This window comes from Paenarthrobacter sp. JL.01a, from assembly GCF_025452095.1.
Classification (GTDB): domain Bacteria; phylum Actinomycetota; class Actinomycetes; order Actinomycetales; family Micrococcaceae; genus Arthrobacter.
Genome location: NZ_CP104877.1, coordinates 595,551 through 610,895, shown reverse-complemented (window position 1 = coordinate 610,895; position 15,345 = coordinate 595,551). Strand labels below are relative to the sequence as shown.

At 64.2% G+C, this 15,345-nt stretch carries 13 protein-coding genes; 6 read left to right on the top strand and 7 right to left on the bottom strand.

The annotated features are described in order from the left end of the window. Positions 1-59 precede the first annotated feature (59 nt). Entirely contained in the window at positions 60-755 is a 696-nt protein-coding gene (locus N5P29_RS03035; protein ID WP_262277199.1) for a TetR/AcrR family transcriptional regulator, read from the top strand. A gap of 46 nt (positions 756-801) precedes the next feature. Here the strand turns inward: N5P29_RS03035 and N5P29_RS03030 are convergent, their stop codons facing one another. Both N5P29_RS03030 and N5P29_RS03025 read right to left on the bottom strand, forming a co-directional pair. Then, positions 802-1,446, bottom strand: coding sequence for a LytR C-terminal domain-containing protein (locus N5P29_RS03030; protein WP_262277198.1), 645 nt, complete (start codon positions 1,444-1,446; stop codon positions 802-804). A gap of 58 nt (positions 1,447-1,504) precedes the next feature. Then, on the bottom strand, positions 1,505-1,804 hold the full coding sequence (locus tag N5P29_RS03025) for a type II toxin-antitoxin system VapB family antitoxin (protein ID WP_144661451.1): 300 nt from the start codon (positions 1,802-1,804) through the stop codon (positions 1,505-1,507). A 136-nt stretch (positions 1,805-1,940) separates the two neighbouring features. On the opposite strand from N5P29_RS03025, the gene N5P29_RS03020 reads away from it, so the two are divergent. Further along, the gene (locus tag N5P29_RS03020; RefSeq protein ID WP_262277197.1) at positions 1,941-2,861 is read left to right on the top strand and encodes a Cof-type HAD-IIB family hydrolase; all 921 of its coding nucleotides are present in this window, start codon (positions 1,941-1,943) and stop codon (positions 2,859-2,861) included. 222 nt (positions 2,862-3,083) lie between these two features. Next, entirely contained in the window at positions 3,084-4,499 is a 1,416-nt protein-coding gene (locus N5P29_RS03015) for a stealth family protein (RefSeq protein ID WP_410007892.1), read from the top strand. Here the strand turns inward: N5P29_RS03015 and N5P29_RS03010 are convergent. The 3 genes from N5P29_RS03010 to N5P29_RS03000 all read right to left on the bottom strand — a co-directional run bounded on the left by N5P29_RS03010 (position 4,477) and on the right by N5P29_RS03000 (position 7,687). Further along, positions 4,477-5,442, bottom strand: a complete 966-nt coding sequence (locus N5P29_RS03010; protein ID WP_262277196.1) for a phosphodiesterase — start codon at positions 5,440-5,442, stop codon at positions 4,477-4,479. The genes N5P29_RS03015 and N5P29_RS03010 overlap by 23 nt on opposite strands. Positions 5,443-5,582: 140 nt before the next feature. After that, positions 5,583-6,065 (bottom strand): glutathione peroxidase, encoded by a 483-nt coding sequence (locus N5P29_RS03005; RefSeq protein ID WP_262277195.1) that lies wholly within the window; start codon positions 6,063-6,065, stop codon positions 5,583-5,585. A gap of 98 nt (positions 6,066-6,163) precedes the next feature. Next, positions 6,164-7,687 (bottom strand): M23 family metallopeptidase, encoded by a 1,524-nt coding sequence (locus N5P29_RS03000; RefSeq protein ID WP_262277194.1) that lies wholly within the window; start codon positions 7,685-7,687, stop codon positions 6,164-6,166. Between the two features lie 215 nt (positions 7,688-7,902). On the opposite strand from N5P29_RS03000, the gene N5P29_RS02995 reads away from it, so the two are divergent. Further along, positions 7,903-8,607 carry a DUF3800 domain-containing protein gene (locus N5P29_RS02995; protein WP_262277193.1) on the top strand — a complete coding sequence of 235 codons (705 nt, stop codon included), beginning with the start codon at positions 7,903-7,905 and terminating at the stop codon, positions 8,605-8,607. Positions 8,608-8,722: 115 nt separating this feature from the next. Here the strand turns inward: N5P29_RS02995 and N5P29_RS02990 are convergent, their stop codons facing one another. Then, on the bottom strand, positions 8,723-9,115 hold the full coding sequence (locus N5P29_RS02990; protein WP_262277192.1) for a MarR family winged helix-turn-helix transcriptional regulator: 393 nt from the start codon (positions 9,113-9,115) through the stop codon (positions 8,723-8,725). A gap of 96 nt (positions 9,116-9,211) precedes the next feature. Here N5P29_RS02990 and N5P29_RS02985 point away from each other — a divergent pair, with 96 nt between their 5' ends. Both N5P29_RS02985 and N5P29_RS02980 read left to right on the top strand, forming a co-directional pair. After that, entirely contained in the window at positions 9,212-10,663 is a 1,452-nt protein-coding gene (locus N5P29_RS02985) for an MFS transporter (protein ID WP_262277191.1), read from the top strand. 100 nt (positions 10,664-10,763) lie between these two features. Then, complete coding sequence (locus N5P29_RS02980) at positions 10,764-11,678, top strand: oxygenase MpaB family protein (protein WP_262277190.1); 915 nt, start codon at positions 10,764-10,766, stop codon at positions 11,676-11,678. A 93-nt stretch (positions 11,679-11,771) separates the two neighbouring features. Here N5P29_RS02980 and N5P29_RS02975 read toward each other — a convergent pair whose 3' ends face one another. Then, positions 11,772-15,233 carry a bifunctional proline dehydrogenase/L-glutamate gamma-semialdehyde dehydrogenase gene (locus N5P29_RS02975; RefSeq protein ID WP_262277189.1) on the bottom strand — a complete coding sequence of 1,154 codons (3,462 nt, stop codon included), beginning with the start codon at positions 15,231-15,233 and terminating at the stop codon, positions 11,772-11,774. Positions 15,234-15,345: the final 112 nt, after the last annotated feature.

Sequence of the window (15,345 nt, the reverse complement as noted above, 5' to 3'; positions counted from 1 at the left end):
GGTTTGGCTGCTTACGCGCCATGACCCGGTTTGCTGACAGATCGCGGTAAAGTGTCTATATGCCCAGGATCACGGCCGCCACGAACGCTGCCCAACGCGCCGAGACCCAACGTAGGATTCTCACCGCCTTTGGCGAGCTCCTCTTCACCCATGGCCTGCCCGGGCTGACCATGACCGATGTTGCCCGCCACGCGGGCGTGGGCCGGACCGCGGTCTACAACTACTACGCGGACATGGAGCAGCTCCTCATCGCGTACGCACTGGACGAGACCGAACGCTTCATCGTGGACCTCCGCGAGTCACTGGCCGCACTCCACAACCCGGTGGACCGCCTGGCACTCTACGTCCGTGCACAGGTGGAGGATCTCAGCCGCCGCCACCTTCCGCCAGGCCCTGCCATGGCCGCCGTCCTCTCCCCCGGCTCCTTCGCCAAGCTCGCAGACCACGTGGGCGAGCTCAATGCCCTGCTCCAGGACATCCTCCGGGACGGCGTGCAGCAGGGTTACCTTCCGGACATCGATGTTGCCCAGCTCGCGCGGCTCATCCACGGAACGCTGTCAGCCAGCGCCGCACGGCGCAACCGGACGCCCGACGGCGAGACTCCCCCACCGTCCGCAACCTCCGACGTCGGGCTTCTTGCCGCGCAGGAGGCGCACACCGCCCAGACCGTTCGCTTCATCCAGCTCGGAGCCGGTGCCCGCTTTGACGAGGCAGGCAGGCCTATCCTGTTGGACACCGCCGCAGCTACGGCCTGACGCCACGCATCCCCCGCGACTTTGAGGGGCGGTACCGGCGGGCGTGTCAGCCTGCGGGCCTCGTGGGAATGATGGGCCACTTGGAGTTGTCGGCGATCCGCAGTTCCTCGCGCGGGCACATGAGTTTGCCGGGGGTCTGGTCCACCAACTGCGGTTCCACCAGGCCTTCATAACCCGGCGTGATGATGACGTCCACCGACTCGTCTTCCCGGTTGTCCTGGAAGTAGTCCGTGCCGGCAAGGTTGCGCTGGATGTTGAAGGCAGCCGCCTGGCCCTTGACCCCGGACACCACCACGCCGATGCCCGAATAGGCGGTGTCACTGTTCCCGACGGAAGCTACCTTGTAGCCACGCGCGGTGAACTGGTCAGCCACTGTCGCCGCGAGCCCGCTGCGCGAGGTGGCATTGAGGACGTTGAGCTGGACGGTCTCGTTGGGCACGTAGTCGAACGTGGTGGAAGGGCAGAGGCTGGAAGGCGCTTTGCTGGCAATGGCCGTCGGGACCTTGATGACGCCGTTCATGACAGCCCAGGCACCTACTGCCCCAGCAGCGATCACGCCGAGCAACAACACCAGGACTATCCCGTGGAAGAGGCGGCGTCCGAAACTTCCGCGCCGGACCGGGGCGTCGTCGGCAAACGTTGCCCGGAGCTCCGGCCCCGTCACCACGTGATGGCCGTGCAACTGCGTCACATCCTTGGGACGCTTACGTTTTTTTGTCCGGGACTCACCTTGGTCCAGCCCGGGCTGCCTAGCCATCGATCACCAATACGCGTGCGTGGATCGCAGTCCTTTGGTGCAACGCCGTGCGGACCGCCCTGTGGAGGCCGTCCTCGAGGTACATCACGCCTTGGTACTGGACCACATGCGGGAACAGGTCTCCGAAGAATGTGGAGTCTTCAGCCAGCAACGCCTCCAGGTCCAGGGTCCGCTTGGTGGTGACCAGGTCATCCAACCGCACAGGGCGCGGAGGCAGGGCAGCCCAGTCCCTGGGCGCGGTGTATCCATGGTCAGGGTACGGGCGTCCCTCGCCCACAGCTTTGAAGATCACCCTGCAAGCCTATGGAAGATGCCGCCCTAACGGAACTTGTGACCCGCAGCACAGGCAGGTTGTAGCCAAAAGGTGACTAATCGTCGTCGAACGTCACAGCTGTGTGGGGAGTCTGCGGGACTGACAGAATAGGGGCATGACCCAACCGCTCCAAGGTAATGACCGGACCGCTGCCCGCACCGAGCCCGCGCTGGCTCTGCTGCTGGATGTCGATGGCCCCATCGCCAGCCCTGTGACGCGCGACGTCAAGCCGGACATCATCGCCGACCTGGTGGCCCTCGCCTCGGCCGGGATCCCTGTCATCTTCAACACCGGCCGTTCCGACGCCTTCATCGCCCAGCAGGTCATGGAGCCGATGATTGCCGCGGGCATGCCCGCCAACACGGTGATCCACGCCATTTGCGAGAAGGGTGCGGTCTGGTTCAGCTACACCGCCGAAGGCCCCGGCCCCATCCACGTGGACCACGAACTCGCCGTCCCCAAGGCCTACGGTGACGACATCCGCAGGCTCGTGGCCGAGGACTACGCCACGCACATGTTCTTCGACGAGACCAAGCGGGCCATGGTTTCGGTCGAGCAGCACCTGAACGTGGCCAGCGCCGATTACCTGGCCGAGCAGAAGCTTTTCGACGCCGACGCCCTGGGCATCATGGAACAGCACGGCCTGAACGCCGCTATCCTCGACCACCATGCGCCCGGCTCCGACGACACCGCCGATTACCGCCTTGACCCCACCATCATCTCCACGGACATCGAGTCCGTACGGCTCGGCAAGGACCTCGGGGCAAGCCGGGCAGTGGAGCTCCTGGCCGCCCAGGGAATCACGCCGCGCTCCTGGCGCACCGTGGGAGATTCCCGGACGGACTACGCCATGGCAGACTGGCTGCACCACAACGATCACGACGTGAAGCACGTGGATGTCCGGCCTGCGGACGGCGTGCCGGTCAAGCCGTACGCCATCCTGACCGCCGCGGACCTGGACCTTGCCGACGACGTGATCCACGACGACGCCGGCGGAGCCTTCCTCCGCAGCTGGCGCGGGGCCCTGGCCATCTAAAGCTTCACCACCTGCACAAGCACCACCGACGATCCCGGAGAAACAGCCATCACACAAGCACAGGTCGATCCGATTTACCACGGCAGCCCGTCCGTCGAAGAGGACACGATTGCGGAGGCGGTCTCCCCTGGCGTCGTCGCGCATCTCAGGCACAGGTCCGACGTCGTCCGTCACCGTGGGCGGTACGCCCTGGTCAACGCCGACCTGACCCCGCAACAGGCCATGGTTTCCGATCTCCTGGCTGTACGGGCTGCCTTGGATGCCGCAGGCATCGATTTCATCCTGGTGCGCGGCAATGACGAGCGGCCCGTGATCGCCGTCGACTGGGAATCCCGCAAGGATGTCCGGGACGCCCTGGTTGAAGCCTTCCGGAACGAACCCTTCTACGCGATGACTGTGGACGCCAGGAAAAAGACGTCCGTGCTCGTGGCCGATGGCGAACTGTCGGCCAACCGGAAGGCCCGCATCTTCCGCCTCTACCGTCCCCGCGTGGAGGTCGGCGGGGGCCTCTGGTACGGCCCGGCACTGGGTGTCCAGCTTGAACTGTGGAGGTTCGAAGGCGACCACCTGGAACTGCCGGTCGAGAATTCCCTGACGCGCCGTACCCTGCTTCGGCAGGACGCCGTCCGTGGAACCGTGCAGCGGCACGGCCTCACCTGGCCCACCATCGAGAACATGTTCGCGGACCACGCCAGCGACATTGCTTTCGACATCGACATCGTTTTTTCGTGGGTTGATGGCAGCGATCCTGAGTACATTGCACGCCGCCGCGCCCAGCAGGCCGGCGCTGTCCTTGGCGAAGGTGACGACCACGAGGCCCGGTTCCGTCAGATCAACGAACTGAAATATGCCTTGCGTTCGGTGCACATGTTCGCGCCCTGGATCCGCCGGATCTTCATTGCCACGGATTCACCCGCGCCTGAGTGGCTGGCTGACCACCCGGCCGTGACGATCGTTCGGAGCGAGGAATTCTTCGCCGATCCCTCGGTCCTGCCTACCCACAATTCGCAGGCTGTGGAATGCCAGCTGCACCACATCGAGGGCCTGTCCGAGCACTTCCTGTACTCCAATGACGACATGTTCTTCGGCCGTCCTGTGGGGCCGGACATGTTCTTCACACCCGGCGGCATCACCAAGTTCATCGAAGCGGACACCCGCATCGGCCTGGGTGAGAACGATGCCGAGCGCAGTGGCTTCGAGAACGCGGCCCGGGTCAACCGCAAGCTCCTCTGGGAACGCTTCGGCCGGATCACCACCCGGCACCTGGAGCACACCGCTGCCCCGTTGCGGCGCAGCGTGGTGGCGCAGATGGAGAAGGAATTCCCCGCCGAGTTCGCCAAGACCGCAGCCAGCCGTTTCCGCGCCGCTGACAACATCTCGGTCACGAACTCGTTCTACCACTACTACGCCCTGCTCACGGGCCGTGCGGTCACCCAAACGGCCGCGAAGGTCCGTTACGTGGATTCGACCATGTGGGCCGGACTGCACTACCTGCCCAAGCTGTTGGCCAAGCGCCACATGGACTTCTTCTGCCTGAATGACGGCAGTTTCCCGGAGGTCGGAGCAGATGAACGCGCCGAGCTGGTGACGGACTTCCTGGAGAAGTACTTCCCTGTCAAGGCACCCTGGGAGAGGTAACCGGCAGCGACGACGTCAAGGTACCGGGTGAGGTGTGCGCGCCCACCCGGGACTCGCGAGGGATGCGGATGCCCGCCGCGGCGAGTCGACGCTGGACTTCCTCCGCGTCCACAGGCTCGCCCACTGTGACGCCGCCGGAATGGGGAACCACCGAGTGGACGATGGTGTGTTCGTACACGTGGATCATGTTGTAGGACTGGGCCCCGTCGCGTCCGCGTTGGCCTCCGGCGCGTACCCCTAGATCCTGCGTGTAACACGTCGCCGAGGCGACCGAAACCGGGATGCCGGCGAAGCTCGCCGTCGTCGAGTAGTGCAGGTGGCCACCGAGGATGGTGCGGACGTCCGTATTACGGACGACGGCGGCCAGTGCGGCTTGGCCGCGGAGCTCCACCAGGACTGCGAGGTCCTGGACGCAGGGAACCGGCGGGTGATGCAGGGCCAGGATGGTGCCGTCTGGCGCCGGTGTAGCCAGTTCGGATGCCAGCCAGTCGAGCTGTGATTCCGACAGTTGGCCGTAGTGGTGGCCGGGAACGGTGGTGTCCAGGGTGATGATCCGGAGCCCGTTGATGAAGTAGCTGCGGTCAACCGGGTCCTCGGGCTTGCTGGCCTCTGACGCATCCGCGAAGGCGGAGCGGAAATTCGCACGGTCGTCGTGGTTTCCCATCGCCCAGATGGCCCTGGCTCCCAACGAATCGCATACCGGTTCGATCATGTCGCGAAGGCGCTTGTACGCTTCGAGCTCGCCCTGGTCCGCGAGGTCTCCCGTGAAGATGATGGCTTCAGGCCTGATCCGGGAGGCGACGATCTGGTCGCAGATCTCCCTGAGCCTGGTTTCACTGTCCACAGAGCCGTAGAGCGTGCCGGGACCACCCACCAGGTGAAGATCGCTCAAGTGCAACAGCACATGACCTGGTTTGGGATATTCGGCCTCGATGAACTCCATAGCTGCCTTAGCGTTTGGTGGGAGACGGCGCCTCCCGTGTCAACCCCAGTAGGTCCAATCCAACCAGACAGAAAGCCAACAACCGGCTAACTCCCGGCGGAATGTTGGAAAATTACTTGCCTCCCTTCGGCATTGCCGGCTTACGCCAACGCTTTTTCCACTGCTTTCAACAGGTCTTCGGAGTCAGGCTCTACCGCGGATGGGAACCGTCCCACGAGTTCACCTGAACGGTTGATGACGAACTTTTCGAAGTTCCACTTCACCTTGGCCGGCTGGCCGTCCGCGTCCCGGGTCAGCTCGGCGAAGAGCGGGTGCTGTTCCTTGCCCAGGACGTTCGCCTTGGTGGTCAACGGGAAAGTCACGCCGAAATTCCGCTCACAGAACTCAGCGATTTCCTCATCGGCACCTGGCTCCTGGCCGCCGAACTGGTTGCATGGCACGCCAAGGATCTCCAGCCCCTGCCCGCGGTACTTGCCGTAGAGCTCTTCCAGGCCAGCGTATTGGCGGGTGTAGCCACATTTGGAGGCGACGTTGACCACCATCACAGCCTTGCCTTCGAACCGGCCGAAGTCGCCTTCGGAGCCGTCGTTGAAGGTGATGGGAATGCTGTAGAGGCTGGTCATCGGATTCGCTTCCTGACGTCGTCGGCTGGCGGGATCGCCGCCATCGAGCTTACGGGAGCTGGCTTGTGGCCACGAAAATGCCCGGGCTTTGTGGCGTTTTAGGGCGCAGGAAGGATGAGCGTGGACAGCGGCACGATCACGCCGTCCGGCCTCTGGACCAGGTCCGGAGCGATGAGGATATAACCGGGCGGGAGCGTCACTGCCGGAAGTGTTGAGGGCAGGACCGCCACAGGTGTCGGCGCAGGTGCGGGGGCTACGGGGGCCGGGGCTGGCGCCACAGGCTGCGTCACCGCGGGAGCCGGGGCCACCACGGCCGGGGCGGGTGCGGCTGGGGCGGGTGCCACTGCGGCCGGGGCAGGAGCAACCGGAGCAGGAGGTTCGACGACGGCGGGTGGCGGCGCGACTGCTGACTGGGCCGCTGGCGTCTGGACTGTTGGAGTCTGGACCGTTGGAGTCTGCTCTGTTGGAGTGACCGGAGCTGTAGTCGGCGTCGGAGTGACGGTCGGGGTCGGGGTGACCGTCGGCGTCGGGGTGACTGTCGGCGTCGGGGTGACGCTTGGCGTGGGGGTCACGGTCGGCGTCGGGGTGACCGTCGGCGTCGGCGTGGCCGTTACGGACGGCGACTGGACCGGCGTCGTGGTTTGAGGCGGCGTCGAGGTGACCGGGCCGGGCGTGTTCACTGAGGTGACGGGCGGGATCACGACCGGCGGAGCGACTTCTTCTTCGTGGTCGCCGCCGATGACCGCGCGGTTGGTGCCGTCGGCCACGGGGACTGCCCATTGCGGCGCGGAGCTTCCCGTGCCAACGCCTGGCTGGTAGTTCACGAACGTCATGGTTTGCAGCGGATCAACCTGCTTGATGGGCAGATACGTCCAGCCGTTCGGGTTGGTGTGAAGGCCGTTCACGATGGTCTCAAAGTGGAGGTGGCAGCCCGTGGACCAGCCAGTGGTGCCGACCTCGGCGATGACTTCGCCAACGCGGACCGACTGGCCCTGTGTGACGCCGATGTCCTGAAGGTGGTTGTAGGTGGTGACGAGGCCGTTGCCGTGTTCGATCTCCACACGGTTGCCGCCGCCCCAGATGTGCCAACCCACGGCGCGGACCACACCGGCGTCGGCAGCATAGACCCGGGTTCCGCAGGGGGCCGCGTAGTCCTGGCCCCAGTGGAACTCGCCGGCCAGGCCCGTCAGCGGGCTGTAGCGGTAACCATAGGGAGAACTCGGGTTGAGAACTTCCAGGGGAGCATAGAGGCTGCCCGCTGGTGGCCGGGACATTCCGGCTGAAGCAACCGTCAGGCCAGTGGAACCGTCCTTGCTGACCGTCCGGACCATCGCCCGGTCAAAGTAGACCATGGGCGTGCCAGGCAGTTGCGCCGGTGGTGCCAACGTGGGATCGATGACCATTGTTTCGGCTTCGGGCGGGGTCAGGCTCCCCAATGCCGTGGGTCCGACGACACCTTGGGCCGTCATCGGATTCACTGATCCTGCCGGAACGGCTGTCAGTGGTTGGAAGCCGAAGGCGAAGAAGGCCAGAACGGCAAGACATCCGGCGATGAGAACGCGACGGAATTTTTCGGTGCGGATCAGGTCAATCGCCCGGTCTGATTCATGATGCTTGCCCACAAAAACACTCCCCAAAGCCAGCGGCACCAAACCCCAGCCTGGCGTGCAAGCACCATTCTTGCGGGAATCCCAGCAGAAATAAAGGCTTCCCGGGGGCTGTACAGCGAAAGGTTGGATCAGTTTTTGCTCAAGACGTCTTGAGGTTTGTTGCGGCCGTGTTGATGTCTGGTCTGGAGTCCGCGGAGCTACCTCCGCGAAGCTGAGTAAAGTGAACTGTGACCTTGCCGCTGAACAGAATGATCTATGTTGACGATTCCGGCCATCCCCAATCCGGGCTGGTTGTCTACGGCTGGATAGAGTTCGCCCCAGACCGTTGGTCTTCGGCCTTAAGCAACTGGTTGCAAACCCGGAAGCGGTTATGGCGAGAGCACAAAATCCCAGTCACGCAGGAACTGCACACGACGGAATATGTAAATGGGCGGGGACGCATTTCAACGAAGATGCCTGACCGGCACGTCCACGAAGGGGTTGAATACTGGAAGGACTTTGGCCGCGAGGTTGCACTCGAGTGTTTACAGACCTTGCAGAGCACAAAAGGACTTCGCCTTGGAGCCGTGTACCGTCGTGGGAAGCCAGAAGATATAGCCCAGACCAGACAGCAAGCGTATGCCGCGCTTGTTGATCGATTCGAAGACGAGCTCAACAAATCCGACTCACTGGCCCTTGTGTTCATGGATGGCGATGGAAGCGACACCTCTTACAGGAGCACTCACCGAACACTGGAACTGGCCCAGCGACGGGTCATCGAAGACGCCATTCATTTGGACTCGGGCAGCTCGCAACTTGTGCAAATGGCCGACCTGGTGGCTTGGAGCGCCAACGCATTTGTCGATAAGCACAGTAGAAATGAGTTCGCTTGGGACTGGTATGAAACGTACCTCAGCTCCAGAGATCCTGCCCGCCTTCCACTGGAGATTTAGCGCGTTAAACAGCTAGACCCCCGGCTCCGCGTGTGCGGGGGGGTCTGCGGTTTCCACTATACGCGGCGGGTAGATTGATGCCAAGTGAGGCGCGGCCGGTTTGCCCAGGCCCGCGTCAGCCCAGGTTTTCCTTCAGCAGCGCGCGATGCTCGACGGCGGCGGTTGAGTGGAGTGCGCGGCCGGCCTCGGTCAGTTCCAGGAAGAGCGAACGACGGTCTTCGGCGCAGGTCTGACGGGTCACCAGGCCCGCTTTTTCGAGGCGGTCCACCACTTTGGACACGGCGCTCTGGGTCATGGGTGTCCGCTCCCCCAGCGACTTCATGCGGCACGACGACTCTTCGCTCTCGGCCACGAGGTCCAGGATTTCGAACTCGTTCAGCCCGATATCGAACTTGGCTTCGAGGGCGCGGTCGATTGCTCCGGCGGTACGGAAGTAGGAGCTCTGGATGTCGCGCCACTGCTCAACCAATTCCCGGTCTTCCAGCTGGCGGTCACGCGTCGTTGCCATGTCCCCATCCTAGGCCATGAGGGGATTAAAATCCACGTCATAAGATTCCGCGTCATATTCCTTGTCATTGAATGACGTGTCATATAGATTGATCGCATGACCTCACCCACCACCCTCAAAACACCTGTCGAGCCACCCTTGGCAACAGCAGCAACAGCGGTCCGCTGGACGCGGGCCCAGTGGCTTCTGCTGATGGTTGTCTGCACCGTCCTTGCCCTCGATGGCCTGGACGTCTCCATGGTCGGCGTGGCTTTGCCCTCCATCGGACAGGAACTCCACCTCGGAACCGATTCCCTGCAGTGGATCGTCTCCGCCTACGTCCTGGGCTACGGAAGCCTCCTGCTCCTCGGTGGGCAGCTCGCGGACCTGTTGGGCCGCCGTCGTATCTTCCTCATTGCTTTGACCGTGTTCGCAGCCGCGTCGCTCCTCGGCGGCCTGGTGGACGACCCCGCGGTCCTGATTGCCACGCGCTTCGTAAAGGGCCTGGCAGCAGCCTTCACTGCCCCCACCGGGTTCTCCATCATCACCACCAACTTCGCCGAGGGACGCGAGCGGAACAAGGCACTGTCCATCTTCACCACGTTCGGTGCCAGCGGGTTCTCGCTGGGCCTGGTGGTGGGCGGGCTGATGACCAGCCTGAGCTGGCGCTGGACGTTCCTGGTTTCGGTGCCGATCGCCGTGATCGTGGTCCTGTTGGGCATGAAGTTCATTCCCAAGGACAAGCCGTCAGCGGAAAACAGCGGGCACGACATCTGGGGAGCCGTCACGCTCGCATTGGGCATGCTCGGCCTGGTGTACACCTTGGTTTCAGCACCTGAGCAGGGCTGGGGATCTGTGGCAACAATCGCCGGATTCGCAGTTTCTGCCGCAGTGCTGGCAGCCTTCGCGATCATCGAAAACAAGGTCAAGCACCCGCTTATCCGCTTCGGCATCCTCAAGGAAGGCTGGGTTGCACGGGCGAACTTGAGCGCTGTGGGACTTTTCGGCTCCTACCTGAGCTTCCAGTTCATCGTCACCATGTTCCTGCAGTCCGTGCTCGGCTGGACTCCTCTCGGAATGGCGTTGGCCTTGCTGCCGGCGGGCCTGCTGGTGGCCACCAGCGCTCCGTTCGCCGACCGGCTCATTGAGAAATTCGGAGCCACGCAGCTGATCCTCACGGGCCTCACCGCGCTTGGATTGGGGTATGTCCTCTTCCTCCGCGTCGGAACTACCCCGAACTACGCGCTGGACATCCTGCCATCGGTGGTCCTGCTCGGCATCGGCTTCGCCCTGGCCTTCCCATCCATCAACGTGCAGGCCACCGCAGGCATCAAGGATTCCGAGCAAGGCCTGGCCGCGGGGCTCATCCAGACCAGCACGCAGGTTGGTGCCGCATTGGTCCTCGCCGTCACCACAGCCTTGGTCAGTGGCCACGGCCAAGCGGCCGGCAGCGTCAGCGCCCAAGCCATGCTGGAACAGTACCGTCCGGGACTCATCCTGAGTGCCGCCGTCGCAATTGCCGCCCTGCTGGTGGCGGCGGCACCTTCCCGACGCCGCGCCACCCGCTAGTTTTTGTACAGCTAATGCCCTTATGAGCCGCTCATAAGGGCATTAGCTGTACGAAAACTCCCTCTGTACGGTGTGGCGGATGTGCGGTCTCATAGGATGCATGAGGAACTACCTCACCGAGTACCGCCACGAACTCCAGCGCACGTTCACCGGGACGTCGGGGACGCCGCCTGAGTGGGTGCCGCGCCTGGCGGAAGGGAACGACGCCGGATACCACCTTCCGGGGTCGGCCGTCTGGGCGGTGCATGGTCACGTAGCCACCATCGTGGCGGGAATCAGGGTGCTGCTGATGCAGGCCCTCCATCCCGGCGCGCTGGCCGGCGTCTACGAGCACTCCGGTTTCCAGAAGGATCCCCTGGGCCGACTGGCCAACACGGTGCGCTGGATCTTCACCGTGACGTACGGATCAACCGAAGCGGCCGAGTCTGCCACCGCCGTCGTCCGCAGGATCCACGAACGCGTCCGCGGGACCTACGTGGACGGGAACGGCGCCGTCCACGAGTACGCTGCCAACGATCCCGAGCTCCTCCGCTGGGTCCACGTGACCTACGCGGACTCGTTCCTGACGGCCAACCGGATCTGGGGCGTCTCCATCCCCGGCGGAGCTGACGCCTACGTCCGCGAATGGGCAGCAGCCGGCCGGCTCATGGGAGTGCAGGACCCACCCGTCACCGAAGCCCAAGTCCGTGAGGAGCTGGAGGGTTGGTACGCATCAGGAATCCTGCGGGCAGATGAACGGCTGGCCGAGACAGTGTCGTTTATCCAACATCCGCCGCTGAGCCCCCTCCTCAAGCCCGGCTACAGCATCCTTTTCGGGGCAGCCATCGCCAGTCTTGAGCCTAAATACAGGGACTTGCTGGGCCTTCAACGCCCGCGGTTCGGCCCTGTCCCCTTGCCGGTGATCACGGCCGCGAGGGTTGTGCTGGCCATGGTCCGGCTCGCCCTTGGATCCCATGGACCCAGCGAACAAGCCGCCCGGCAAAGACTGCAAAGGCTCGGCTACGCGGACGCGTAACTGTGGAAAAGCAGAAAGCCAACCCCTCGCCGCGGACCCACATAGTGAGGGTTGCGCCGAAGGGCTGGCTTTCAGTCTTTGAAGCTGGACGCGCTAGATCAGGTGGTCCGAGAGGTGGTTCGGGGTGCCGAAGCGGTGGGCCGTGATGGACACTGCCTGCTCGCGGAGGAACGGGAGCATCTCGATCCGGCCTGCCTGGGTCACCGCGCCGTGGTAAACGGCGACGTCGGGACGCCCACCCATGGCTGCGCTCAGCGCGGCGAAGTCTCCACCGATCAGGCGGATGCGGCCGCCGTCGAACGATGCCGCACGGGCCAGCCACGCGGCGTCGTCCTCGATCCGCACGTTGATGCCAAGACCGGCGAACGCGGTCACCACAGCGTCAGGAAGGACGACGGCGGAGCTCACCGAAAGCCTTGAACCAGCCACAGCACCGGCCGCCACAACCCGCAACAGCTCTGCGAGCCGCTCACCTTCGGAGAGGCGGACAGTCACGGGGAGGGAGCGGTAGCGGAAGACGTTGCGCTCGGCGGTCAGGGCCGAAACGTCCTTGCGGGTGCCGAACTCGGTTGCCCAAGCCTCGGCATCGCTGAAGAGCGACTGCTGCAGGGTCTGGAGTTCCTCGGCGGTGACGTCAGCCGACTTGGCCGCAGCCAGGATCTGCGAAGCTGCACCTTCAAGGACGGTGCCGCGCTTGGCCTTGGCTTCAGCGGGGACCCAGCTGCCCAGGCCGATGAGGTAGTTCGGTCCACCGGCCTTGGTTCCGGCACCGACGGCCGACTTCTTCCACCCACCGAACGGCTGTCGCTGCACGATCGCACCGGTGATGCCGCGGTTGACGTACAGGTTTCCGGCCTGGATCTTGTCCAGCCAGACACCCATTTCAGCGGAGTCCAGGGAGTGCAGGCCGGCGGTCAAGCCGTACTCGATCTCGTTCTGGATGGCGATGGCTTCCTCAAGGGTCTCGGCGGTCATGACACCCAGGACCGGTCCGAAGAACTCGGTGAGGTGGAAGTAGGAGCCGCGCTTGACGCCCGAGCGGATGCCCGGGGACCACAGGCGGCCGGTCTCGTCGAGGCGCTCAGGCTTGATGGCCCAGGTTTCGCCGTCACCCAGAGTGGTGAGGGCGTTGAGGAGTTTGCCGTTGGCGGGCTCGATGATCGGGCCCATCTGGGTCGTGGCGTTCTCCGGGTAGCCCACGGTCAGGGAGCGGGCAGCGTCGATGAGCTGGTTGTGGAAGCGGGCGGACTTGGCCACCGAACCGACCAGGATCACCAGGGACGCAGCGGAGCACTTCTGTCCTGCATGTCCAAACGCGGAGTACACAACGTCCTTCGCGGCGAGGTCAAGGTCGGCGCTCGGGGTCACGATGATCGCGTTCTTACCCGAAGTCTCCGCGAGCAGAGGCAGGTCCTGGCGGAAGGAACGGAAGAGCTCGGCCGTTTCGTAGCCACCGGTCAGGATCACGCGGTCAACGCTGGGGTGCGACACCAGCTGGGCGCCAAGGTCCCGCTCTTCGAGCTGCACGAGTGCCAGCACGTCCTTGGGGACGCCGGCTTCCCAGAGGGCATCCACCATGACGGAACCGGAGCGGCGGGCCTGCTTTGCAGGCTTGATGACGACGGCGGAACCTGAGGCGAGTGCCGCGAGGGTCGAACCGGCAGGGATCGCAACCGGGAAGTTCCATGGCGGAGTCACCACGGTGAGGTTGGCCGGGACGAAAGTGGCGCCGTCGACCGTTTCCAGGTCCTTGGCGCGCTCGGCGTAGTAGTGCGCGAAGTCGATTGCTTCACTGACTTCGGGGTCACCCTGGTCGATGGTCTTGCCGGTTTCGGAAGCCATGACCTCCAGGAGCTCGGCGCGGCGGGCCTCAAGGACTTCACCGACGCGGTGCAGGATGGCTGCGCGCTCAGCGGCGGGGCGGGCGCCCCACGCCTTGCCGGCTTCGACCGCCGTCGTGATGATCTGCTCAAGCTGGGCGGCATCGGAAACCTTGGTGGACTCCACGATCTTGTTGCCTGCCGTGGATCCGGGGATGCGCGCCAGGATGTCACGGCCCCAAGCACGGTTTGCCGGCAGGGCGGGGTCGGTGTCCGGGGTGTTGCGGAAGCCCTCGGTCGGCGCGGGCTCAGCCGGGAGGCGGCGGTCCTGCTGGCGGTTGGGGGCCGGAACCTCGTCCTTCATGTTGGCCAGGGAGTTCAGGAAGCGCTGCTGCTCGCGCTTGAACAGGGCTTCGTTTTCGCTCAGCTCGAAGACCGCGGACATGAAGTTTTCCTGGCTTGCGCCCTCTTCCAGGCGGCGGATCAGGTAGGCGATAGCGACGTCGAACTCGCCCGGGTGGACCACCGGCGTGTAGAGCAGGAGGCTGCCGACGTCCTTGCGGACAGCCGTTGCCTGGCCGGTTGCCATGCCCAGGAGCATCTCGAATTCGATGCCCTCGGTGACCCCCCGCTGCTTGGCGAGGAGCCAGGCGAAGGCAACATCGAAGAGGTTGTGGCCGGCAACGCCGATGCGGACAGCGTCAACGTGCTCCGGGGTGAGGGCGTAGTTGATGACGTTCTTGTAGCTGGTGTCGGAATCCTGCTTGGTGCCCCACGTTGCCAGCGGCCAGTCGTGCAGTGAGGCTTCAACCTGCTCCATGGGAAGGTTGGCACCCTTGACCACGCGGACCTTGATGGGCGCACCACCCTGGGCGCGGCGGGCCGCGGCCCACTCCTGCAGTTCCTGCATGGCACCGAGCGCGTCGGGGAGGTAGGCCTGGAGGACGATGCCGGCCTCGAGGTTCTTGAATTCGGGCATGTCCAGGATGCGCTTGAATACCGCGATGGTCATGCTGAGGTCCTTGTATTCCTCCATGTCCAGGTTGATGAACTTGGGCTTGGGGAAGGATGCCGCGAGGCGGTAGAGCGGGGTGAGCTTTTCCACAACGTGGTCGACGGCTTCGTCGAAGGCCCACGGCGAGTGCGGTGCCACGGTGGAGGACTCCTTGATGGAGACGTAATCCACATCATCGCGGGCCAGGAGCTTGAGGGTACCTTCCAGCCGGCGGGCTGCCTCGTGCTCGCCCAGGACAGCTTCGCCCAGGAGGTTCACGTTCAGGTGCACGCCATCCTGCTTGATCTTCGCGATGGCCGGGCCAAGCTTGGCGTCGGTGGCATCGACGATCAGGTGGCCCACCATTTCGCGGAGGACGCGGCGGGCGATCGGGATAACCACCTGCGGGAGCATCGGAGCCATGACGCCGCCTACGCGGACAGCGCTGCGCATGTACCAAGGAAGGAACTTGGGCACCTTGGGGGCGAGCTCGGCGAGCTTACGGCCGGCAACCGACAGATCCTCGGGGCGGATGACGCCGTCGACGAATCCAACCGTGAAGTCCAGGCCGTTCGGGTCCTTCAGGACGCCGGCGAGGCGCTGGGCGGACACGTCGACGGGAATCTTGCTGGCTTCGGTCAACCAGTGGCGGACCAAGGCAATGGCTTCGTGGGCCAGAGCATCGAACTGCCCGGAATCCTGGGTGCGCGGGGCTGTGGCATCCGGGAGGGTGCTGGTCATGGGGGCTCCTTCTGAGGCGGAGAAGTTTGTTTGTTTCCATCAGTATGGATCTACAATCCCATTAGGAAAAGCGATCTTTTCTGACGAATATTCATTACCCATCCCGAACCTT

Coding starts and splice junctions, on each gene's coding strand:
- N5P29_RS02980 (WP_262277190.1), top strand. CDS start 10,764: ATGAGGAACTACCTCACCGAGTACCGCCACGAACTCCAGCGCACGTTC.
- N5P29_RS03005 (WP_262277195.1), bottom strand. CDS start 6,065: ATGACCAGCCTCTACAGCATTCCCATCACCTTCAACGACGGCTCCGAA.
- N5P29_RS03015 (WP_410007892.1), top strand. CDS start 3,084: ATGGTTTCCGATCTCCTGGCTGTACGGGCTGCCTTGGATGCCGCAGGC.
- N5P29_RS02990 (WP_262277192.1), bottom strand. CDS start 9,115: ATGGCAACGACGCGTGACCGCCAGCTGGAAGACCGGGAATTGGTTGAG.
- N5P29_RS02975 (WP_262277189.1), bottom strand. CDS start 15,233: ATGACCAGCACCCTCCCGGATGCCACAGCCCCGCGCACCCAGGATTCC.
- N5P29_RS03010 (WP_262277196.1), bottom strand. CDS start 5,442: ATGGAGTTCATCGAGGCCGAATATCCCAAACCAGGTCATGTGCTGTTG.
- N5P29_RS02985 (WP_262277191.1), top strand. CDS start 9,212: ATGACCTCACCCACCACCCTCAAAACACCTGTCGAGCCACCCTTGGCA.
- N5P29_RS03020 (WP_262277197.1), top strand. CDS start 1,941: ATGACCCAACCGCTCCAAGGTAATGACCGGACCGCTGCCCGCACCGAG.
- N5P29_RS03035 (WP_262277199.1), top strand. CDS start 60: ATGCCCAGGATCACGGCCGCCACGAACGCTGCCCAACGCGCCGAGACC.